Consider the following 22177-nt stretch of genomic DNA (forward strand, 5'->3'; position numbering starts at 1 on the left):
GTCGAACGCGGGTCGCGCCGGTCGATTGGCGCCACCGCGCTGGCCGTGGTCGTACCTGCACGGGGCGATGGTCATCGATGGCTTGAAGAAACGGGGCGATTGCGGCCCGCAGGGACGAAGCCGCGTGCCCGCGGAATCAGGGCACGCCGCGCCGCCGACGCGTCACTGCGGCGCCGACGCCCCGCTCGCGGCATTGCCCGGCCACGCCTTGCCGATTTCGTCGACCAGCGACTTCGCGGTGCCGGTGACGATCGCCGCGTCGACGCCGGACGTCTGCCACGCGCCGTCGGCGGCCTGCACGAAGGTCAGGTTCGCGCGCGAAGGCTTGTAGTCGGCATTGCGCCACGTGACGACGACGTCGCACGAGTAGGTGCGATCGCCGAGCTTCTTGCAGTCGCCGTCGGGTTTCGCCGACACGACATCGGCCGAGACGGGCAGCGGCTGGCCGAACAGCGCGTTCAGGCCGCCGTGGTTTTCCGCCTCGAGCGCGCGGCGCACGGCGGCGTCGACGTCGCTCGAACCGGGGCCGTCGTGGAGCAGGTTGCAGGCAGCCAGCAGCGTCGATGCCCCGGCGAGTGTCAGCAGCGTGTGGAACTTCATGGATATCCGTGATCGGTGGAACGCCGCGTAGTCTGCAACGTCCGCGCGCGGTGCGCGGTATCCATTTGTAACCAATTGCACGGAGGCGCGCGCGGCATCGCGCGCCCGTGCGGCGCCCTCGCCTATTGCCGCCCCTGCTTCACGCGGCTCACGAGCTGCGTCGGGCTCACGAACTGCAGCGCGATCACGACCCACACGAGCGTGATGGCCATGTAGATCATCGCCATCGCGTCGATCGACTGCGGCGCGCGCACGCCGGTCGAGAACACCGCGTAATACAGCGCGACGACGAGCGTCTGCGTGCTCGGCCCCGCGGTGAAGAAGGTCAGCTCGAACATCCCGATCGTGCGCACCAGCACGAGCAGCCCCGCCGCGAGCATGCCGGGCACCAGCAGCGGCAGCAGCACGTAGCGGAAATAGCGCCACGTGTTCGCGCCGAAGATCCGCGCGGCGGCTTCGAGGTTCGGATCGATCTGCTCGATGAACGGCGTCATCACGAGGATCACGAACGGCAGCGCCGGCACGAGGTTCGCGAGGATCACGCCGGGCAGCGTGCCCGCGAGCCCGACCTTGTACATCACGGTGGCCATCGGGATCCCGTACGTGACGGGCGGCACCATCAGCGGCAGCAGGAACACCAGCAGCGCGAAGCGCTTGCCGCGAAACGGCACGCGCGCGAGCGCATACGCGGCCGGCACGCCGAGCGCGATCGACAGCAGCACGACCGCGCCGACGACCTCGACGGTCACCCACAGCACGCTCGCGAGCTGGAAGTCTTCCCACGCCTTCGCATACCAGTGCAGCGTAAAGCCTTGCGGCAGCGGCGTGCCGAACCAGCGGGTCGCGATCGAGTTCACCGCGACGGTCGCGATCAGCAGCATCACGTTCAGCAGGAAGAACGCCATCAGCCCCCACACGAGCGCCTTCCAGGCGCGGCCGGCGAGATTGCTTGTCATCTTCTGCGGTTTCCTCGCGTCGACGGGGCGCGCGTCGGGCGCATCGGGCGTGTCGTGCTTCGGCGGCCAGGTGTGCGCGGCATGATTGTCGGTCGCCATCAGCCCTTGCCTCCCGTCACCGCGCCGGTATAGAAGAAGCGGCGCGCACCGAGCATCGACGCGACCACCAGCAACTGGACGAAACCCATCACGATCGCGATCGCCGACGCCAGCGAATAGTCGTAGCTCTCGAACGCGGCTTCCGCCGCCGCGATCGAGATCACGCGCGTGGGCCCGGCCGGCGCGCCGAGCAGCACGGCCGACGGGAACACCGAGAACGCCTGCACGAACGACAGGCATGCGGCCATCGTGAGCCCCGGCACGAGCAGCGGCAGGTAGATCTGCCGGAACTGCTGCCACGGGTTCGCGCCGAGCGTTGCCGCGGCGCGCGCGAGCGTCGGGTCGATGCCGCTGATGTACGACAGCATCAGCAGGAACGCGAACGGAAAGCCCGACACGATCAGCGACAGCAGCACGCCCCAGTAGTTGTGCGTGAGGCGCACTTCGTCGGTGTACAAGTGCAGCCCCTGCAACGCCTGCGGGAACCAGCCGTTCGGCCCGAAATACGTGAGCATCCCGTCGGCGACGAGCACCGTGCCGAGCGTCACGGGAATCACGAGCAGCGTCGTGACGAACTTCTGGTACGGCGAGTGGCGGCGCAGCGCGAATGCGACGGGCACCGCGATGCCGACGTTGAGCAGCGTCGCCGGCACCGCGAGCTTCAGCGTGACGAGCACGGTCGGCCACATCGCCGTGTCGGTGAAGAACTGCACGTAGTTCGCGAGCGCGCCGCCGCCGTTCATCGGCTGGAACGACAGCACGAGGCCATACGCGAACGGATAGATGAACAGCGCGACGATGAACGCGAGCGCGGGCGTGACGAGCCAGGCTTTCGCGTCGCGCGGCGTGCCGCCGGATGCGACCGTGCTCATGCGGCCTCCCGGTATGACGGCGCGGCGGCTGCGCCGCTCATGTCGGCGCTCCCGGGTAGACGAGCGTGCGGGACGGCGCAACGCGCAGCCGCAGCGGCTCGCCTTCCGTGAATTCGCCGGCGACGCGCGCCCAGATCGGGCCGAATGGCGTGACCGCGCGGATCAGCGAATCGCGGCCGCCATACTCGACCGTTTCGACGGTCGAGTCGAACGCGTTCGTGTTGTCGCCCGCATCGTCTGCCCGCTCGATGTCGTCGGGGCGCAGCGCGACCACGACCTCCTTCGCATCGAAGCCGGCCATCGGCACGCCCGTGACGCGCACGCCACCGGCCGCGACCGTCACGTAATCGCCGGCCATGCCTTCGAGCGTGAACGGCAGCACGTTGCGATAGCCCATGAAGCGCGCGACGTGCAGGTTGTGCGGGCGCGTGTAGACGTCCTTCGGCGTCGCGACCTGCTGCACGACGCCCTCCTTCATCACGACGATGCGGTCGGCCATCGACAGCGCCTCGTCCTGGTCGTGCGTCACGTAGATCGTCGCGCGTTCGAGCTGCGTGTGGATGCGGCGGATCTCGGCGCGCATCTCGATGCGCAGCTTCGTGTCGAGGTTCGACAGCGGCTCGTCCATCAGCACGAGCGGCGGCTCGATCACGATCGCGCGCGCAATCGCGACGCGCTGCTGCTGCCCGCCCGACAGTTGCCCGGGCAGCTTGCCCTCGTGGCCGACGAGCTGCACGAGTTCGAGCGCCTGCTGCGCGCGCCGTCGCGTTTCCTGCTTCGGCACGCCGCGCATCTTGAGGCCGAAGCCGACGTTGTCGAGCACCGACATGTGCGGAAACAGCGCGTAGTTCTGGAACACCATCCCGAAGCCGCGGCGCTCGGGCGGCAGCACGTCGATGCGCGTGTCGTCGAGCCAGATGCCGCCGCGCGTGAGCGGCTGCAGCCCCGCGATGCAGTTGAGCGCGGTCGACTTGCCGCAGCCCGACGGGCCGAGCAGCGCGATGAATTCGCCGCGCCGGATCTCGAGATCGAGCCCGTTCAGCGCGGCGACCTGCGCGCCTTGCGCATTGGTGAAACTGCGGCACACGCCATCGAGCCGCAGCCGTTCGAAACTGTGCTTCATTGCGCGAACTCCCTCGACGCGGGCGCCGCGGCGCCCGCCGGTTCATGCGTCACTTCGACTTCTGCGAACCGATCTCGCGATCCCACTTCTGGAACGCGGCGACCATCGCCTGCGCGTTGAGCGGCTGCACGTGCGGGCGATCCGCGAGCAGCTTCGCGTACTCGGGGCGGCCGAATTTCTTGATCACTTCCTGGCTGTGCGCGGGCGCCATCTCGAGCGTCACGCCCTTCACCGCCGGGCCCGGATAGAAGTAGCCGTCGTCGTAGGTCATCGCCTGTTGCGCCGGTTCGAGCAGGAAGTTCATCAGCTTGAACAGCACGTCGAGCTTTTCCTTCGGCACGCCCTTCGGGATCACCATGTAGTGCGCGTCGTTGACCCACGTCATGTTGTCGAACGCCTGGACCTTGAATTCCGCCGGCACGATGCCGAGCGCGCGCGGGTTGAGGTCCCAGCCGGTGACGGTCACGGTCATGTCGCGGGTGCCCTCGCCGAGTTCCTTCATCACCGCCGACGTGCCGCCCGGGTAGTACGGCACGCAGTCGTTCAGCGCCTTGAGGAACGCCCAGGTCTTGTCCCAGCCGTTGATCGGATCCTGCGGATTCTTGTCGCCGAGCACGTACGGCAGCCCCATCAGGAACGTGCGGCCGGGGCCCGAGTTCGCCGGGCGCGCATAGATCAGCTTGTTCGGGTGCGCCTTGCACCAGGCGAGCAGCTGATCGGGTGTCTTCGGCGGGTCGCTGACCTTCGCCGGGTTGTATTCGAGCAGCGGGCCGGCCGGCATGTAGGTGACTTCGAGGCCGTAGCCCTGCGCGAGATCCTGCATCTTGCGCGGGCCGGGCGCGTACTTGTCGAGCACGCCGGGGAGCGCGGCCGCGTTGTCGGGCAGCAGCTTCTGCCACAGGTTCTGCTCGATGCCGGCGGCCAGCGCGTCGGTGCCCGTCAGCACGAGGTCGATGTCGGCGCGCCCCGCCGCCTGCATCGCCTTGATCTTGCCCGGCAACTGCGGCGCGGGCGCGTTCGTGAACGTGACGTTCGAGACGAGGTTCTGGTTCTTGTCCTTGAAGGCTTCGATGGCCTTCTGCGTGAGCTGCAGGTTGCCCGCGACATCGACGATGTTCAGCGAGACGGGGGCGGCGACGGCTGCCGTTGCAGACAGCGCGAGGCCCAGGGCGAGTGCGATCCGGCGGACACGGCGAGCGATCGGGGTGGCGTTCATGTCTCCTCACTTCGGTCGATGGATGGGACCTTTCTTTTCAGGAAATCATGACGGCGTTATACGATGTCGGTCAACAAAAAACCACGGCGTGCGGGGCGGGACTTTCCCTGACAAACAGCTTCCGTTTGTTGACGATTTGTGTGTCGGACGCTGCTGTAGCGTCGTGCCACGTAGATTGGGCTGCGTGTTAAGACGTCGTATCTCGGCGGGCGGCGAAATGGAATCGGTTCGGGGCTGCATCGCGACCCGACGGTGACGGCGCGCGCGCCGGGCACCCGGTCGGGCGCGGCGCGCGAAAGGCGGGAATATTCAGTCAGTCAGGCCGTGCCGAGAGCGGCCACTTCTTCGATCAACCGCTCTGCATCCCGCCACTCGCCATACCCCGACGCCGGGTTCAGGTGCCCGACCTCCCCCAGATCGACGAGCTGGCTGCCCCACCCGGCCGCCAGCGCCTCGATGCGTTTGAAACGCGCGAGCGGATCGTTGCGGCTCGCGGCGACGATGCTCGGAAACGGCAGCCGTTCGGTCGGTATCGGCGTCCAGCCGTTCGCGGCGATCGCATCGGGCGCCGGATAACCGGCGGGCATCGGCGACTCGAGATCGGCCGGCGTCGCGAGCAGCGCGCCGTGGATCTGGCGCGTGGCCTGCCGTGCCCAGTGCACCGTGATCATCACGCCCGCGCTGTGCGCGACGAGGATTACCGGGCCGTCGATCCCGGCCAGCGCCGCATCGAGCGCGGCAACGCGTGCGGCGCGGCTCAGCTTGTCGGCTTCGAGCGGCGCGACGGCGCGTGCGTTCGGCAGGCGCCGTTCGAGGTGCGTCTGCCAGTGGTCGTCGACGTGATCGCGCAAGCCGGGCACGATCAGGATGGTGGGGGTGGTCGTCAGGGTCATGCAGTCTCCGAAACGTTCAGGAAAGGTGGGACGCGCGCCGTTCGCGTTCGACGCGCGCGAGGTCGGCCGCATAGCTCGCGCGTCCGATCGCGAACAGCACGGCGGCCATGAGCGGCACGACGGGAATCCATTGCAGCGCGCCGACGAGGCCGGCGCGATCGGCGACCCACCCCGTCAGCAGCGGGCCCGGCGCCATGCCGAGCAGGTTGTTGGCGAGCGTGAGCGTCGCGAACGCCGACGCGTGGATCGCGGCCGGCGTCAGGTTCGCGACCATCGCGCCCGATGCACCGGACGCACCCGCGCCGACCAGCATCCCCGCGCAGATCAGCGCGAGCTGCAGCGGCCCGGGCGGCAGCCGGAACGCAATCGCGAGGCACACGCCCGTGAGGACGCAATACGCGATCGCGGTCAGCCACTTGCGCTTGCCGTCGATCTTGCCGACGCGGTCGGTGACGATCCCGCAGCCGACCATCCCGACGCCCGCGAGCAGCACGAAGCCGGCCGCGAGCACCGCCGCGCGGTCGGGCGCCATCGCGTAGTAGCGGTTCAGGTAGCTCGGCAGCCACGCGAACAGCGCGCCCGGCACGAACAGGTGCAGCCCGCTGCCGAGGTACGCGCAGATCACCGAACGCGACGCGAACAACCCGGACATCAGCGCACGCACGTTGCCGCGCAGGTCGCGCGGCGCGCCGGTGTCGCGCCGGCACGGTTCGATCCGATACGCGGCGAGCCGCCGTTCGGTCACGACGCAGCGATACGCGACGAGCAGCACGATGCCGAGCGCGGCCATCACGCCGAACGACCAGCGCCAGCCGAGATGCGCACCGACCAGCCCGCCGAGCGCCATCCCGAACACGGAGCCGAATGCGCCACCGGCCATGAACGCGCCGGTCAGCGTCGCGCGCAGCCGCGCCGGAAAGATGCTGAGGATCAGCGCGACGCCGACACTGCCGTACGCGGCTTCGCCGAGCCCGACGAGGCCGCGTGCGACCAGCATCTCCGCGTAATTCGTCGACAGCGCGCAGCCGAGCGTCGCGATGCTCCACAACGCGGCCATCAGCACGATGCTGCGTACGCGCCCGAAGCGGTCGGCGAGTACCGACAGCGGGAACGTCAGCAGCCCGACCAGCAGCGCGACGACGCCGGACAGCGAACCGAGCTGCGTGTCCGACAGCCCCCACGCGTGCTTGAGCAGCGGGAATATGGCATTGAGCACCTGTCGCGACATGTAGTCCGACAGCAGCAGGCCGACGGTCAGCCCGAACACGAGCCACGCATACGCGGGCGCGCGCCGGCCGGCGGCGGCGACGTCCTGGATCGACGGCTCGACTTGATGGATCAGCATGCGTGTCTCCTCCGGCGCCGGAGGTCGTGCTCCGGCGCGGCTTGCGTGGCCCCGCTCCGTTGACCGGAGTCCGCTCCCGCGCGCTGCGCAGGAGTGGTGCCACGCCACAAACGTCGGCGGGCGGCGGCCGTGACGGCCGCCTGCCCGGATGCGCGGCGCGTCAGGCGGCCCGCAGCGGCACGTTCACCTGGCCGGCGCGGCGGTTCGGCGCCATCCCGAGGTGCGCCAGCGTCTCGTCGATGCCGTCGTACTGCACGCCGATCCGGTAGATCGCCTTCGCCTCATTGCCGGTGGCGATGTCGCGGCCGAGTTCGCGCGCGATCCGCACGCACTGCTCGACCTGCTGCACCGACGTCATCCGGTTGCCCTTCTGGTCGATGATCGTGTCCTCGATCCCGCAGCGCGGATGCAGGCCCAGTGCCATCGCGACCGTGTTGATCGGCAGTACGTTCTTCATCAGCGATTCGAGCGTGATGCACGCGCCGTCCGGGCAGCGCCGCACGAATTCCATGAAGTTGTACGGATTCGGGCCGTCGAAGCCGCCGCCGATGCCCACCCACGTGACGTTCAGCGGGCCGCGATAGACGCCGCGGCGGATGATCCGCTCGAGCGTTTCCAGCGCGTGCATGCCGGTGAGCTGGAAATGCGGCTGGATGCCGGCCGCCTGCAGGCGGCGCAGGTGTTCGTCGACCCAGCCGGGGCCGGCCGGCACGGTCATCTCGCGGTACGCGTCCCAGTAAGCGGCTTCGTTCAGCGACGTGCCGGCGATGTCGCGGCGGTCCATCAGCTCGGTGATGTTCATCTGGACGGTGTTGATCGCGACCGTCACCTGGTCGGGCTTCGGCGTCAGCTCGGCGAGCATGTGGCGCGTGTCGTCGGACAGCCATTTCGCGTCGGCGCCCTCGCCTTCCGGCGCGAACGAGATCGAGCCGCCCACCTGCAGGATCATGTCGGGCACCGCCTCGCGCAGCCGGCCGAGCAGTTCGTTGAACTTCGACAGCCGCTTGCTGCCCTTGCCGTCGAGCTCTCGCACGTGCATGTGCAGCACCGTCGCGCCCGCGTTGTAGCAGTCGACGGCCTTCTGCACGTGCTCGTCCATCGTCACCGGAATGTCTTCGGGAAAGTCGGCCGGCATCCATTCGGGGCCGTACGGCGCGACCGTGATGACTACCTTGTCCTGGTTTTCCGGGTGCAGCGAATCGTCGAGAAATTGCATGTCGTCCTCCAGTGGAAATCGTTGTATTGCGGGTACGGGCGTGCGTATCCCGCCGCGCCGGGCGGCGGGCCCGGCGCGTTGCATGGGGTTTCAGAGATGGGCTACGGTGTTGGCGGGCTCAGAACGGCACGTCGCCGACGATGCCCGCGCGCTCCATCTGGCGCACGCACGGCGGGTAGTCCATCACCGCGTAGTGCTGGGTGCTGCGGTTGTCCCAGATCGCGACGCTGTGCTTCTTCCAGCGCCAGCGCACCTGGTACTCGGGGATGTACGCCTGGCTGATCAGGTATTGCAGCAACTGGCCGGCGCCCGGATTCGCGTCCTGCCCGACCCGCACGCGCGCCGGCGTGTGGAAGTTCGTGAAATGCGTGGTGAACGCATTCACGTACAGCACCTTCTCGCCGGTTTCGGGATGCGTGCGCACGACCGGGTGCTCGGCGTCCGGGTACTGCGCCTTCAGCGCGAGGCGCTTGTCGATCGGCATCGCCGCGCCGAAGCTCGCCTCGATGCTGTGGCGCGCGCGCAAGTCGTCGATCTGCTGCTTCACGTGCTCCGGCAGGCGCTCGTAGGCGAGCACCATGTTCGCCCACATCGTGTCGCCGCCAACCGGCGGACCGTCGATGCAGCGCAGCACGCAGCCGAACGGCGGCGCCACGCGCCAGCTCGCATCGCTGTGCCACGCATTCTCGTAGCGGTCGTTCGGCTGGTCGGGCGACTTGTAGATCCGCACGAGCCCCGGGTGCTCGGGATCGCTGCCGGCCACCGGATGATCCTCGAGCTCGCCGAAGCGCCGCGCGAACGCGACGTGCTCGGCGCGCGTGATGTCCTGGTCGCGCAGGAACAGCACGCGATGCCGCAGCAGTTGCGCACGGATCTCGGCGAACAGGCCGTCGTCGTGCACGGCGTCGGCGAGGCTCACATCCAGCAGTTCCGCGCCGATCGCGCAGGTCAGGGGTTCGACTCGCATGCGCGCCTCCTCAGACGATGAACACCGACGAACCGGTCGTCTTGCGCGATTCGAGATCGCGATGCGCCTGCGCGGCGTCCTGCAGCGCGTAGCGCTGGTTGATCTCGATCCGGATCCGGCCGGCCGCGACGTGTGAGAACAGTTCACCGGCCAGGTCGTTCTTCTCGGCCGGATCGGCAATGTAGTCGGCCAGCGCCGGGCGCGTCAGGTATAGCGAGCCTTTCATCGCGAGGCGCTGCGGATCGAACGGCGGAATCGGGCCCGACGCGGTGCCGACGCACACCATCAGCCCGCGCCGCTTCAGCGAATCGAGCGAGCCTTCGAAGGTGTCCTTGCCGACGCTGTCGAACACGACGTCGACGCCCGCGCCGTCCGTCAGCTCGCGCACGCGCTTCGCGACGTCCTCGCGGCTGTAGTCGATCGTGTGGTCGCAACCGTGTGCGCGGGCGATTTCGGCCTTGTGCGCGCTGGAGACCGTGCCGATCACCGTGAGCCCGAGCAGCTTCGCCCATTGCGACACGATCAGCCCGACGCCGCCGGCGGCCGCGTGCAGCAGGATCGTGTCGCCCGGTGCGAATGCATGGATGCGGCGCAGCAGGTAGGCCGACGTCAGGCCGCGCATCGTCATCGCCGCGGCCGTTTCGCAAGAAATGCCGGCCGGCAGCCGCACGAGCGGCGCGGCGGGAATCAGCCGTTCGGTGCTGTACGCACCGAGCGTGTTCAGGAAGCCCGTGTAGGTCACGCGGTCGCCGACGGCGACGTTCGTCACGCCGGGGCCGACCGCTTCGACCACGCCGGCCGCCTCGACGCCGAGGCCGGCAGGTAGCGGCACCGGATACAGGCCGCTGCGGAAATACGTGTCGGCGAAATTCAGGCCGACCGCGTCGTGCCGCAGGCGCACCTGGCCGGAACCCGGGTCGCCCACGTCGACTTCCTCCCAGCGCAGGACCTCGGGGCCGCCGGTTTCGTGGAATCGCACTGCATGTGCCATCTTTGTTCTCCGTAGGGTGTCAGTCGGATGCGCGTCGCGCATCGTCGGGTTCGTTCGGTTCGTTCGCGCATGGCGGCGTCGCGGCTGCGCCGTCCGCCAGCGATTCATCCAGTCCGGCCCAGTCCGCGTCGCCGAGATAGCGCCGCGCGGCCGGGAAAATCACGCCTTCCATCCGCCCCATCTGCTCGAACGCGCCGTGCGCATAGCGGGCGAGCGCCGTGTCGAACGCGACCGACGGTAGCCCTTCCGCGGCGATCCGCATGAGCGCATCGAGCGCTTGCGCATCGCGCTGCCGCTGGCGGTCGAGTTCGTCCAGTTCGGCCGCGACGCACTCCGCACGGACGCGCAATGCCGCGAACAGGCGCGCTTCGGCGGCCGTGCCGAACCGGGCGCGCTGAAGCACGGCGAGCGATGTCAGCGCCTCCTGCGTGTCGGCTACCTGCTGCCGTGGCTCGCGCGAGGCGGTGCCGGTCGCCGTCAACGCCCGCAGCCACCCTTCGACCGCACGATGCGCATCGAGGCAACGCGCCATCACGCGCGCCTCGGCAGGCGTTCGCCGCGACGTGCACACGAGCACCGGCACGCCGCTGGTCGCGAACAGGTGCAGCCGTTGCGCGCAGGCCGCCGCATCGGCATCGTGCGGCAGCGCCGCGACGCCGATCAGGTCGCAGCCGAGTTCGGCCGCCAGCGCACCGGGCGCTGCGTTGCCGGCCGCCCCCGGATGGCCGGGCCCCGGATGGCCGGCCCCCGCGATCGCATGAGACAACCCTTGTGCCCGCGCGGCGGCTTCCACTTTCGCACCGTGCTCCGGCAGCCGCGCTCCGGATAAACGCGAGTCCGGTGCGGCGCCGGTCAGCATGAACGTGACCCGGGCGCCGACCGCGCGCGCCAGTTCGAGCGCATGGCCGATCGCGTCGATGCCGCCGGGCGAGCCGTCGACCGTCACGAGCAGATGGCGGTACATCGTGCCGCTCCGCTTATCCGGCGAGCGGCGCGCTGCGCCGCGTGCCGGTCGATACGATCTTCATGGGTGGGCTCCTCGTGGTGTTCGTCTTGCATCGGAACCCATGCTATCGATGCGCTGCCGGTGCGGCCCCACTCGTCGCGGGGGGGATTGACGGGCGAACGCGGTTCGACCGATCCTTCCCCCACACCCACCCCGGACGCTGGCCCGCACGGCACCGCCGGAATCCGACTGTTGCCCCGATGGCCCACCCACCCGATCGCGCCGACGCGCCTCCCACCGAACTGGTCCTGAAGACGACCGCGCCGCGCGTGCCGGCGCAGTTGCTGGCCCGCGCGCGGCTGAGCCTCGCCGCGCCCGCTTTCGACGGCCGGCCGGTCACGCTGGTGCAGGCGCCGGCCGGTTACGGCAAGACGTCGCTGCTCGCGCAATGGCGCCGCGAAACCCTCGCGCTCGGCCGTGCGGTCGTATGGCTGTCGGCCGACGAGCGCGACGATGCGGCGCGGTTGCTGCAGGGGCTCGTGCAGGCGGTGCGGACCGGTTGTGCACGGCCCGGCTTCGGGCGCCTGATCCCGATGGGCGCGGCCGACGCGGCGCGCGCGCTGGAGGGCGTGACCGCGTGGCTGGCCGAGGTCGCGCAACTGTCGATCGATGCGCTGCTGATCGTCGACGATGCGGAGCGGTTGCCGCCCGCGGGCCTCGATGCGCTGACCTACGTGCTGCACAACGCGCCGCAAAACCTGCATGTCGTCGTCGCCGCGCGGCGCGGGCTCGATCTCGTGGCCGGCGATCTGCTCGCCGGCGGGCAATGCACGCTCGCGGGCCCCGACTGGCTGCGCTTCACGCTCGACGAGACGATCGCGCTGGTCGGCGCGCGCTTTGCGCAGCGGGTCGACGCCGACGCGTGCGCGCGGCTGTTCGAGCGCGTCGACGGCTGGCCGCTCGGCCTGCAGCTCGCGATGGCCGCGATGGCGCGCTCGGCCGACCCGCGCCAGGCGGTCGACGCACTTGCCGCCCGCGTGGACGGCACGCGCGACCGGCTCGTCGAGCTGCTGCTCGCGAACCTGTCGGCCGACGACACCGCGTTCCTGACGCGCACGAGCGTCGCCGATCGCCTGCATCCGTCGCTATGCGCCGCGCTGCTCGACGACGCAGGCGCACCCGGCCGTCTCGCCCGGCTCGCACGCGACACGCCGCTGTTCATTGCGTCGGACGATTCGGACTGGTGCCGGCTGCATCCACTCGTGCGCGACACGCTGCGTGACCGCCTGGCCGCGGGCTCCGACGCCGAGCGCAGCGCGCTGCATGCGCGGGCGGCTGCCTGGCTCGACGCGCACGGGATGACCGAGGAAGCCGCCCGTCACGCGTATGCGGCCGGCCAGTTCGAGGTGGCGTACGCGCTCGCGCAGCGCTGTCTCGAGGATGCGATCAAGCAGGGCCGCATCAACGACGTGCTCGACTGGCTTGCGCTGCTGCCCGATGCGGAGCTCGACAAGCGCCCGACGCTGCGCGTCGCCGTGGCGTGGGCGCTGGCGCTCGGCGAGCGCCATGTCGAAGCGCAGCGCCAGATCGCGGGCATCCTCGCGGACGCCGGCACGCCCGCGGCGATGCGCTACGAGTGCGCGCTGATCCTCAGCGCGGCCGCGTATTACGCCGACGAAATCGACCGCTTCGTCGAGCTGTTCGAACCGTGGGCCGACTTCACGCCGCCGGCGGCGACCTGGCTCGCGCAAATGCATGCGAACCGGCTGTCGGCGCGCGCGATCATCGTCGGCGAACCGGCGCAGGCACGCCGCTTCCAGCACGCGGCGCCGCGCGGCGAGACGGCGGCCGGGTTCGGCTACGTCGCACGCTGGGGCGAGCTGATCACGGGCCTGAGCTACCTGCGCGAGGGCCAGGTGCGGCTGGCCGACGACGCGCTGTCGCCCGCGCTGGCGCGTGCGGAAGCCGATCTCGGGCGCCGCCATCCCCTCACCTGCATGCTCGCGGCGATGTGCGCGGCGCTCGCGTACGAGGCCGACCGCGTCGACCAGGCCGCCGCGTTGCTCGCGAACCGGCTGGACGTACTCGAACACGCGGGCACGCCCGACACCGTGCTGCTCGGCTATCGCACCGCCGCGCGCATCGCGCTGCTGCGCGGCGTCGAGCACCGCGCGATCGACCTGCTCGAAGCGCTCGACGCGATGGGGGTCGCGCGCCGCCTGCCGCGCCTGTCGGTCGCGAGCCTCGCAGAACAGGTGCGCATTCATGCGGCGCGCTATCGCGAGGCGACCTGCCATGCGCTCGTCGAGCGGATCGATGCGATCGCCGCGGCCGAGTTTCCGTCGCATGGGCCGTTGTGGCGGCGCCCCGTCGTGCTGCTGCAGGCAACGGCGCACGCGGGTGCCGCGCTGGCCGCGCGCCGCTGGGACGACGCAAGCGCAGCGCTCGACGAAGCTGCCGTGCTGGCTCGCGAAATGAGCATGGGCCAGGCGCGCATCGAGATCATGGCGCTCAGCGCGTTCGCGCGCGAACAGTCGGGCGGCGGCGGCCGCGCGTTGCTCGACGAAGCGATGAACCTCGCGGACCTGTTCGGGCTGACGCGCACGCTCGCCGACGCGCATCCGGCCATCGCCGACTGGGCGCGCCGCGCCGGCGACGAAGCGGCCACCGGCAGCGGCCCCGCGCGGCACGCGCTGCCGCTGCCGCGCATCGTGCCGCCCGCGCCGCGTGCCGTGGCCAGCCCGCGCGCGGTGCCGAGCGTCGTGCTGACGCCGAAGGAGCGCGCGATTCTCGAGCTGCTCGCGCGCAACCTGTCGAACAAGGAGATTGCGGTGGCGCTCGCCGTCGGCGAGGAAACCGTGAAGTGGCACCTGAAGAACCTGTTCGGCAAGCTCGACGCCAGCTCGCGCAAGCATGCGGTGCGCCGCGCGCTGGTGCTCGGCCTCCTCGAAAGCGCGCCCTGACGTCGTAACGCCGGTTCCGCCGATCGGGCGCAGCGTCGGGCCCGCCTTCCGCCGATTCTCCGCAACCCTGCCCCCCGCGCATGGGGGGGAGCGGCCGCTCGCCGTTGCGTAGTCTTTCCGCACGGCTCAGGCGGGCGTCGCCTGTCACACCTTCCCGCCAGCCTCCCTGCTTTCCCGCTTCACCCGGACGGGCTCGATCCCGTCCGGTCCAATACGCCCCTGGAGACTTCGATGAAGACGAAACTGGCCGCGCTCGCGGCGCTTGCCGGCTGTTCGGCGCTCGCGCATGCGCAATCCTCCGTCACGCTCTACGGCGTGATCGACTCGGGCCTGCTGTACCAGAGCACGTCGGCGGCGTCGTTCAGCCCGACCGCGCCGAACACGGGCAAGGTGTTCCGCATGAAGGACGGCGGCATCTACTCGAGCTTCTGGCGCATCAAGGGCAGCGAGGACATCGGCGGCGGCTACAAGGTCAACTTCAAGCTGCAGGGCTCGTTCGACAGCGGCAGCGGCAAGCTGCAGCTGAGCGACACGCCGGGCGCCGTCGCGATCTTCAACCAGGTCGCGTCGCTCGGCGTGTCGGGCCCGTTCGGCACATTCACGGCCGGCCGCCAGATCGTGCCGATGATCTACGCGATGGCCGACACCGACGTGCGCAACGCGCAGTTCTTCGGCAGCGTGCTGATTGCGTGGCTCGGCCTGAACACGGCGGCCGGCTGGTCGGGGGCGAGCACCAACGCAGCGATCGGCGCGCTCTACGACAGCAATGCGCTCGTCTACCAGTCGCCGACCGTCGCGGGGGCGTCGATCGCGCTCGAATACGCGCCGGGCGGCGTGGCCGGGCAGTTCCAGGGCGGCACGCGCGAATCGGTCGTGCTCAGGTATGCGAACGATGGGCTCAATGCTTCGGCCGCCTACTACAACGGCCACGACACGAGCCCGGCGCCGGGCGTCGCGCCGACCGGCGTCGACAACAACCGCTTCATCTACTTCGGCGCGAAATATACGATCCACGATTTCTCGGTGTCGGCGTCGTACGGCAACGGCCGGAATCCGTCGCATGCGGACAAGGTGAACCTCGACATGCTGTCTGCCGGCCTCGGCTATCGCTTCACGCCCGCGCTGCAGGTGACGTCCGCGGTGTATTACCTGAAGGATCGCAACGTGTCGGCGAACAAGTCGACGGCGGTCGTGCTCGCGGCCGACTACAGCCTGTCGAAGCGGACGATGGTCTATGCGCAGGTCGGCCACGTGAACAACCGCGGCACGATGGACCAGATGCTCGTGTACGGGCAGCCGGTCGCGCCGGGCGTCGGCACGACGGCCGCGATGGTCGGGCTGCGGCACAACTTCTGACGGTTGCCGGCGGCGCCTGGCGATGCCGCGGCGGTCGCGCGTGGCCACCACCTGCATCGATCGGCGGGATCGGCTACAGTGGGCGTTTTCGGCGCGCTCCGCCCTGCCGTCTCGCCGTCGACCGTGGCGCATGCGGCAGCAGGAACGGGGCGCGGATCCTTCACTTCGACGAGCGACCCTCCATGTCCGACCTGTCCGCCTTCCCGATCACGCAAAAGTGGCCGGCCCAGCATCCCGACCGTCTCCAGCTCTACTCGCTGCCGACGCCGAACGGCGTCAAGGTGTCGATCATGCTCGAGGAAACCGGCCTGCCGTACGAGCCGCACCTCGTGCGCTTCGACACGAACGACCAGTTCTCGCCCGCTTTCCTGTCGCTGAACCCGAACAACAAGATCCCGGCGATCATCGATCCGAACGGCCCGGACGGCAAGCCGCTGCCGCTGTTCGAATCGGGCGCGATCCTGATCTATCTCGCGGACAAGACGGGCCAGCTGATCCCGAAGGATCTCGCGGGCCGCTACGAGACGATCCAGTGGGTGATGTTCCAGATGGGCGGCATCGGGCCGATGTTCGGCCAGGTCGGGTTCTTCCACAAGTTCGCCGGCCGCGACTACGAGGACAAGCGCCCGCGCGACCGCTACGTCGACGAATCGAAGCGCCTGCTCGGCGTGCTCGATGCACATCTCGCGAATCGTCAGTGGGTGATGGGCGATACCTATACGATCGCCGATATCGCGATTTTCCCGTGGGTGCGCAACCTCGTCGGCTTCTACGAAGCGGGCGACCTGGTCGGCTTCAGCGAGTTCCGGAACGTCAAGCGGGTGCTCGACGCGTTCGTGGCGCGTCCGGCGGTCGAGCGCGGGCTCAATATTCCGGCGCGCGGCTGACGGGTCAAGCGGATGCACGCCGTGCAGGCCGCGATCTGAAGAACCCGCCGCATTGCGCGGCGGGTTTTTTATTTGAAGTTCGTTGCGAATTTCCGGGAAGGCGGTCGGTGTTCAGTTGCGCCGGCGCATCACCTGGGCCACCGCCACGACGGATCGGACAGGTGTTCCGCAAAGTAATCGGACAGCGCAGCCACCTTGGCCGGACGGGCGCGCGCGGACGGCGTGACGAAGTAAAGGCCGCCCTTCGTCAACGACCAGTCGGTCAGGAGCGCCTCGAGGCGGCCATCGGCCAGATATTCGCCGGCGATGAATTCGGGCAGTTCCGCAATCGCGAGGCCATCGAGCAGCGTGGGCAGCAGCGCATCGGCATTCGTCACGCGCAGCGGTCCGGTCGGCATGACCGGTTCCTCGTCACCCGCGCCGTTCGTGAACCGCCACACATCGCCGCGTGCGCGATACGCATAGGAAAGGCACGGCCGATCCACCAGTTCGCGCGGATGGGCGGGCCGTCCTTCCCGCTTCAGATACGCCGGCGACGCCACCAGGAACTGGGTGACCGCGCACAGCCGCCGCGCGACCAGCGAGGAATCCGGCAGCGCGGCGATGCGCAGCGCGGCGTCGAAACCGTCGGCGACCAGATCGACCGACGCATCGGAAAGATGCAAGTCGATCGACACCTCGGGATACGCGCGAAAGAAACCGGGTAACAGCGGCGCGACCCAGCGCAGCCCGAACGACATCGGCACGGCGAGCCGCACCAATCCACGCGGCTGCGACGACATCTCGCGCGCGGCGCTTTCCGCCTCCTCGGCCCGGCGATAAATCTCGCCGGCCGTCTCACAAATGGTCCGGCCGAACTCGGTCAGCGCGAGCTGGCGCGACGTGCGATTGAAGAGCCGCGCACCCAGCCGGTCCTCCAGACGGGCGACGCCCCGCGAGACTGTCGCGACGGACACCCCCATCGCACGCGCCGCCGCCGCGAACGATCCTTCCTCGGCGACCTTCGCGAACATCGCGAGTCCTTCGAAATCCGGCAGCTTGGCCATCGTCCCTCATCTTTTCATTTATGCAACGTTAGGTTGCAATCAATTCTATTTCGAAATGATCGGGGCGTCGATATTCTCCTCACATCGCAGCACGCCACACCGAACGCAGTCCCACTTATCGAATGCAAGGAGAAGCAAAATGGCACGCAAACTCGACAGCAAGATCGCCCTCGTGACCGGCGCAACCAGCGGCATCGGTCTTGCCACCGCCCAACGCTTCGCGGCAGAAGGCGCGCACGTCTACCTCACCGGTCGCCGTCAGGCCGAACTCGATGCCGCCGTGAAAGGCATCCAGGCAGCGGGCGGGAACGCGACCGGCGTCCGTGTCGACTCCACGAAGCTCGATGAGCTCGACGCGCTGTACGCGCAGATCAAGGAAGAACAGGGGCGCCTCGACGTGCTGTTCGCGAACGCCGGCGGCGGTTCGATGCTGCCGCTCGGCGACATCACCGAAGCACACTACGACGACACCTTCGATCGCAACGTGAAAGGCGTGTTGTTCACGGTGCAAAAAGCGCTGCCGCTGCTCGCCGAAGGCGCATCGGTGATTCTCACCGGTTCGACCGCGGGCAGCGCCGGCACCGCTGCCTTCAGCGTGTATTCGGCGTCGAAAGCCGCGGTGCGCGCCTTCGCACGCAGCTGGATTCTCGACCTGAAGGACCGCCGCGTCCGCGTGAACACGATCAGCCCGGGGGCGACCCGCACGCCCGGCCTGCTCGACCTCGCCGGCGACGACGCCGCCCAGCGCCAGGGTCTTGCCGATTACCTGGCGGCCCAGATCCCGATGGGACGCCTCGGCGAACCGGGCGAGATCGCGAGTGCCGCGCTGTTCCTCGCGTCGGACGACGCGAGCTTCGTGAACGGCGTCGAGCTGTTCGTCGATGGCGGCCAGCAGCAGATTTAAGCATTGCGCTTAAGCATTGCGCCGGGTGCGGATGCGATCGTCGACGATCGAGCCCGCGCCCGGCGCGTACGCGCGTTTGAATCCGGACACCTCATGATCGAACATCGATCGTTTCAGTTGCTTGGCGCGACCCGGAGCGACTGGCGCGACACGCGGATGCATTTCCGCCTCGGCGCCTGCGGCCGCCCCGATCATGGTTCGCTCGGCGCGCTCTACGCCTGGAACGACGAAGCGTTCGCTCCGCATGCCGGCGTTGGCCTGCACGTTCATCGGAACGTCGAGATCGTGACCTGGGTGCGCTCGGGCGCGATCACGTTCGAAGATGACGCGGGCAATCGCACACGGCTGGTCACCGATTCCATCCAGGCGATGCGTGCGGGCGCCGCGGTCCACTTTGCCGAGCGCAACGACGAGAATGTCCCTGCGCGGCTGTTCCGGATCTGGCTGCATCCGCGCACGCCTGGCGGCACGCCGCGTTCGGCGACGCGAACCTGTTCACGCGAATGTCGCGAAGGCCGCTTCGTCACGCTGGCGAGCGGCGATCCCGATGACGTGTGCGCGGGCGCGCTGCCCATCCACGCCGACGCGCGCGTGCGCATCGCGACATTACGCGCAGGCACGACGGTGCATCACGTGTTGCCGGGGTCAGGCGTGGCGTACCTGGTTGCAGATCATGGCCGGCTCGATGTCGGCGACGTCCGGCTCGCGCCGCGCGACGGGGTTGCCGTTCGCGACGAATCGCGGCTCACGTTGGTGGCACGAGACGACACCGATGTCGTGATGGTCGAGCTTTTTCGGTAAGGAAACCGTATCTTTCGGTTCGATCGCAACGACATGCTTTAATAGTGGCGCGTCGTACGAAAAGCTCGGTTTGGTCGCTTTATTGGCCGTTTTTCGCTGAGGCGCAGACGTGGATTCCGCGTGACGGGGGGCGTCTGCAACCGCTCGGCAAGCGACGTCTACGATCCTTCACGACGATTTTTCCGCCTCGTGTGTTCGCCTCGCGCATTCTGCGGCGCTACTTTCCCTCCGCCCCTTTCGACGCCCCGTCTCCCAGCCCCGCCAGCAACTTTCCCAGTAGTTCGGACAACTGTGCCTGTTCCGCATCCGACAACACGGCCAGCAATTCCCGCTGATTGTCGATATGCGCGACGACTGCCTCATCGATCAGCGCGCGGCCGGTCTCCGTCAGCGCGACGAGCGTGCCGCGCCCATCCGCCGGGTTCGGCCGGCGCTCCACCCACCCGGCCTTCTGTAACCGGTCGATGCGCGCGGTCATCCCGCCCGACGACATCATCAGCGCGTCGTACAGCGCCGTCGGCGTCAGCGCGAACGGCGCCCCGCCGCGCCGCAGCGTGGCCAGCACGTCGAACTCACCCGGCTGCATCCCGTAGCGCGCGAACAGCGGATTGAGACGGTCGCGCGCGATCACGAGCGCCGCTTCCTGCAGCCGCCCCATCACCACCATCGACGACGCGTCGAGATCCGGACGCTCGGCGCGCCATTGTGCGAGTGCATGCGCGGCTCGATCCATTAACCCTCCTCGGCTCACCAGTTATCTTGACGTCGAGATAAATCAGCATTTATCTTGATGTCGAGATACTTTACATGAAAAGCGCGCGGCACCTCCCCCGAGGCGGCCGCGCACCGATATCGAGGGCCTTGCAATGAATCGCTTCACTTCCCCCGGATGGCGGCTTGCCGCCATCGTCCTCGTCGGGCTGAACCTGCGGCCGGCGCTAGCCGCGGTCGGCCCGCTGCTCGACATGATCCAGCGCGCGACTGGCATCAGTGACGGCGCGGCCAGCCTGCTGACGACGATCCCGATCCTGCTGATGGGCCTCGGCGCACTGAGTGCGCGGCGCCTGCAGCGCCTGACCGGCATCGCGGGCGGCGTCTGGCTCGGCGTCGCGTTGATCGGGCTCGCCTGCGTGTCGCGCATCGGCGCGCAGCATGCGTGGCTGCTGCTCGCGAGCGCCTGCTGCGCGGGCGTCGGGATCGCGATGGTGCAGGCGCTGCTGCCCGGCTTCGTGAAGGCGCATTTCGCGTCGCGGATCGGTGGTGCAATGGGCGTCTATTCGACGTCGATCATGGGCGGCGCCGTGCTCGCGAGCGTCGTCGCGCCGTTCGCCGCGGCCCAGTGGGGCTGGCTCCCCGCGCTCGCGGGCTGGGCGCTGCCGGCCGGGGTGGCCGCGCTGGCGTGGCCGCTGGCCAGCCGCGGCGGCGACGCGCTCGCCGCCGGGCCGACGTCGGCGTCGAACGCGCAACCGTCGCGCTCGACGCGCGCGTGGCGGCTCGCGCTGTTCTTCGGCATTGCGACGGGCGCGTACACGCTCGTGCTCGCGTGGCTGCCGCCGTACTACATGCGGCTCGGCTGGTCGCCGACGGCGGCCGGCAGCCTGCTCGGCGGCGTGACGCTCGCGGAAGTCGTCGCGGGGCTGACGATCTCGGCGACGATCGACCGCCTGCCCGATCGCCGGCCCGCGCTGCATGCGGCGATCGCGTCGCTGTTCGTCGGCTTGCTGGTGATGCTGGCCGCACCGGAAGCGCTTGCGCTGCCGGCCGCGCTGCTGATGGGCGCAGGGATCGGCGCGCTGTTTCCGCTGTCGCTGATCGTCACCGTCGACCATGCGGCGACGCCGGCCGACGCCGCATCGCTGACCGGGTTCGTGCAGGGCATCGGCTACCTGATCGCCGGGCTGTTTCCGTTCGCGGCGGGCATCGTGCGCCAGCATCTCGCGGATCTGTCACCGGCGTGGATCGCGATGGCCTGCCTGTGTGTCGCGCTGTTTGCGCTGGCGGCGGGGTTTGCGCCGAAGCGGGTGCTGCATGCGGCGCGTGCGTAGCATGTGTCCCGCGCAATGTTGCCCCGCCGCGATCGGACAGGACGGTGGGCGTGCTCAACCGCTCAACCTGGTCCCTGTCGTCGGCATTCTCGGTGAATCGGCGTCGCCGATCCACTTCGTTGGTGGCGCGGTCACGATCGGCGCGGCGCGCGACACACCCCTGCGCGCACGCCGTACCGAAGCCGGGCCGCCCCGCGCGTGATCAGCCCGCGCTCGCGTACAGCGTCGAATCGGCGAACCCTTCGGCATCGAGCACGCGTCCGATCAGGATCAGCGCCGTGCGCTCGATCTGCGTGCCCTGCACCTTGGCGACGATGTCGGCGAGCGTGCCGGTCACGCGTTCTTCATCCGGCCAGCTCGCGCGATAGATCACCGCGACCGGGCAATCGGCGCCGTAATGCGGCAGCACTTCGTCGACGATGCGGGCGAGATGGCGCACGCCGAGATGGATCGCGAGCGTCGCGCGGTGCGCGGCGAGCGCGCCGAGCGCTTCGCCTTCCGGCATCGTTGTCTTACCCGCGAAGCGCGTGAGGATCACCGTCTGCGCGACGCCGGGCAGCGTCAGCTCGACGCCGAGCGTCGCCGCGCACGCGGCCGTGGCCGTGACGCCGGGCACGATTTCATACGGAATCCCGAGCGCTTTCAATCGGCGAATCTGCTCGCCGATCGCACCGTACAGCGACGGGTCGCCCGAATGCACGCGTGCGACGTCCTGCCCTTTCACATGCGCGCCGGCGAGCAGCGCGACGATGGCGTCGAGGTCGAGTTCGGCCGTATTGACGACCTGCTCGGCGCGATGGCCGTCGAGCACGGCCGCCGGCACCAGCGAACCCGCATACAGGATCACCGGGCAGGTGCGCACGAGGCGCTGGCCCTTCACCGTGATCAGCTCCGGGTCGCCGGGGCCCGCGCCGATGAAATACACCGTCATCGAAAAATCTCCGTCAATTC

At 69.2% G+C, this 22177-nt stretch carries 20 protein-coding genes; 6 read left to right on the plus strand and 14 right to left on the minus strand.

Going from position 1 to position 22177, the window contains the following annotated elements; all coding sequences use genetic code 11:
• Nucleotides 1-162 precede the first annotated feature (162 nt).
• From CFB34_RS32585 to CFB34_RS32635, 11 genes are all read right to left on the minus strand, one after another.
• Nucleotides 163-600, minus strand: coding sequence for a hypothetical protein (locus CFB34_RS32585; RefSeq protein ID WP_089425443.1), 438 nt, complete (start codon nucleotides 598-600; stop codon nucleotides 163-165).
• 122 nt (nucleotides 601-722) lie between these two features.
• Complete coding sequence (locus tag CFB34_RS32590; RefSeq protein WP_089440115.1) at nucleotides 723-1655, minus strand: ABC transporter permease; 933 nt, start codon at nucleotides 1653-1655, stop codon at nucleotides 723-725.
• Nucleotides 1655-2527, minus strand: a complete 873-nt coding sequence (locus tag CFB34_RS32595; RefSeq protein ID WP_089440114.1) for a sugar ABC transporter permease — start codon at nucleotides 2525-2527, stop codon at nucleotides 1655-1657. Before CFB34_RS32595 ends, CFB34_RS32590 begins: the two co-directional genes overlap by 1 nt.
• A 37-nt stretch (nucleotides 2528-2564) precedes the next feature.
• On the minus strand, nucleotides 2565-3650 hold the full coding sequence (locus CFB34_RS32600) for an ABC transporter ATP-binding protein (protein ID WP_089440113.1): 1086 nt from the start codon (nucleotides 3648-3650) through the stop codon (nucleotides 2565-2567).
• A gap of 49 nt (nucleotides 3651-3699) precedes the next feature.
• The gene (locus CFB34_RS32605; protein ID WP_089440112.1) at nucleotides 3700-4866 is read right to left on the minus strand and encodes an extracellular solute-binding protein; all 1167 of its coding nucleotides are present in this window, start codon (nucleotides 4864-4866) and stop codon (nucleotides 3700-3702) included.
• A gap of 317 nt (nucleotides 4867-5183) precedes the next feature.
• On the minus strand, nucleotides 5184-5759 hold the full coding sequence (locus CFB34_RS32610) for an alpha/beta hydrolase (RefSeq protein ID WP_089440111.1): 576 nt from the start codon (nucleotides 5757-5759) through the stop codon (nucleotides 5184-5186).
• A gap of 16 nt (nucleotides 5760-5775) precedes the next feature.
• On the minus strand, nucleotides 5776-7104 hold the full coding sequence (locus tag CFB34_RS32615) for an MFS transporter (RefSeq protein ID WP_089440110.1): 1329 nt from the start codon (nucleotides 7102-7104) through the stop codon (nucleotides 5776-5778).
• 160 nt (nucleotides 7105-7264) lie between these two features.
• A complete protein-coding gene (locus CFB34_RS32620; RefSeq protein WP_089440109.1) occupies nucleotides 7265-8320 on the minus strand; it encodes a 3-keto-5-aminohexanoate cleavage protein in 1056 nt (351 codons plus the stop codon).
• A 118-nt stretch (nucleotides 8321-8438) separates the two neighbouring features.
• The gene (locus CFB34_RS32625; protein WP_089440108.1) at nucleotides 8439-9287 is read right to left on the minus strand and encodes a TauD/TfdA family dioxygenase; all 849 of its coding nucleotides are present in this window, start codon (nucleotides 9285-9287) and stop codon (nucleotides 8439-8441) included.
• Between the two features lie 10 nt (nucleotides 9288-9297).
• Nucleotides 9298-10278, minus strand: a complete 981-nt coding sequence (locus tag CFB34_RS32630) for a quinone oxidoreductase (RefSeq protein WP_089440107.1) — start codon at nucleotides 10276-10278, stop codon at nucleotides 9298-9300.
• Nucleotides 10279-10297: 19 nt separating this feature from the next.
• Complete coding sequence (locus CFB34_RS32635; RefSeq protein ID WP_089440106.1) at nucleotides 10298-11242, minus strand: universal stress protein; 945 nt, start codon at nucleotides 11240-11242, stop codon at nucleotides 10298-10300.
• A gap of 242 nt (nucleotides 11243-11484) precedes the next feature.
• Between CFB34_RS32635 and CFB34_RS32640 the strand changes: the two genes are divergently transcribed.
• The 3 genes from CFB34_RS32640 to CFB34_RS32650 all read left to right on the plus strand — a co-directional run bounded on the left by CFB34_RS32640 (nucleotide 11485) and on the right by CFB34_RS32650 (nucleotide 16430).
• A complete protein-coding gene (locus CFB34_RS32640; protein ID WP_089440105.1) occupies nucleotides 11485-14187 on the plus strand; it encodes a LuxR C-terminal-related transcriptional regulator in 2703 nt (900 codons plus the stop codon).
• A gap of 231 nt (nucleotides 14188-14418) precedes the next feature.
• A complete protein-coding gene (locus CFB34_RS32645; RefSeq protein WP_089440104.1) occupies nucleotides 14419-15543 on the plus strand; it encodes a porin in 1125 nt (374 codons plus the stop codon).
• 182 nt (nucleotides 15544-15725) lie between these two features.
• The gene (locus CFB34_RS32650) at nucleotides 15726-16430 is read left to right on the plus strand and encodes a glutathione binding-like protein (protein WP_069247971.1); all 705 of its coding nucleotides are present in this window, start codon (nucleotides 15726-15728) and stop codon (nucleotides 16428-16430) included.
• Between the two features lie 128 nt (nucleotides 16431-16558).
• Here the strand turns inward: CFB34_RS32650 and CFB34_RS32655 are convergent, their stop codons facing one another.
• The gene (locus CFB34_RS32655; protein WP_089440103.1) at nucleotides 16559-17476 is read right to left on the minus strand and encodes a LysR family transcriptional regulator; all 918 of its coding nucleotides are present in this window, start codon (nucleotides 17474-17476) and stop codon (nucleotides 16559-16561) included.
• Nucleotides 17477-17615: 139 nt separating this feature from the next.
• Here CFB34_RS32655 and CFB34_RS32660 point away from each other — a divergent pair, with 139 nt between their 5' ends.
• Nucleotides 17616-18380 (plus strand): SDR family oxidoreductase, encoded by a 765-nt coding sequence (locus CFB34_RS32660; RefSeq protein WP_089440102.1) that lies wholly within the window; start codon nucleotides 17616-17618, stop codon nucleotides 18378-18380.
• Between the two features lie 93 nt (nucleotides 18381-18473).
• Nucleotides 18474-19181, plus strand: coding sequence for a pirin family protein (locus CFB34_RS32665; protein ID WP_089440101.1), 708 nt, complete (start codon nucleotides 18474-18476; stop codon nucleotides 19179-19181).
• A 217-nt stretch (nucleotides 19182-19398) separates the two neighbouring features.
• Here CFB34_RS32665 and CFB34_RS32670 read toward each other — a convergent pair whose 3' ends face one another.
• Entirely contained in the window at nucleotides 19399-19914 is a 516-nt protein-coding gene (locus CFB34_RS32670; protein ID WP_089440100.1) for a MarR family transcriptional regulator, read from the minus strand.
• Between the two features lie 133 nt (nucleotides 19915-20047).
• Here CFB34_RS32670 and CFB34_RS32675 point away from each other — a divergent pair, with 133 nt between their 5' ends.
• The gene (locus CFB34_RS32675; protein ID WP_089440099.1) at nucleotides 20048-21226 is read left to right on the plus strand and encodes an MFS transporter; all 1179 of its coding nucleotides are present in this window, start codon (nucleotides 20048-20050) and stop codon (nucleotides 21224-21226) included.
• 202 nt (nucleotides 21227-21428) lie between these two features.
• On the opposite strand, the gene cobM is transcribed toward CFB34_RS32675, so the two are convergent.
• The gene (gene cobM, locus CFB34_RS32680) at nucleotides 21429-22157 is read right to left on the minus strand and encodes a precorrin-4 C(11)-methyltransferase (protein ID WP_089440098.1); all 729 of its coding nucleotides are present in this window, start codon (nucleotides 22155-22157) and stop codon (nucleotides 21429-21431) included.
• Nucleotides 22158-22177: the final 20 nt, after the last annotated feature.

The organism is Burkholderia sp. HI4860 (assembly GCF_002223045.2).
Lineage (GTDB): Bacteria > Pseudomonadota > Gammaproteobacteria > Burkholderiales > Burkholderiaceae > Burkholderia.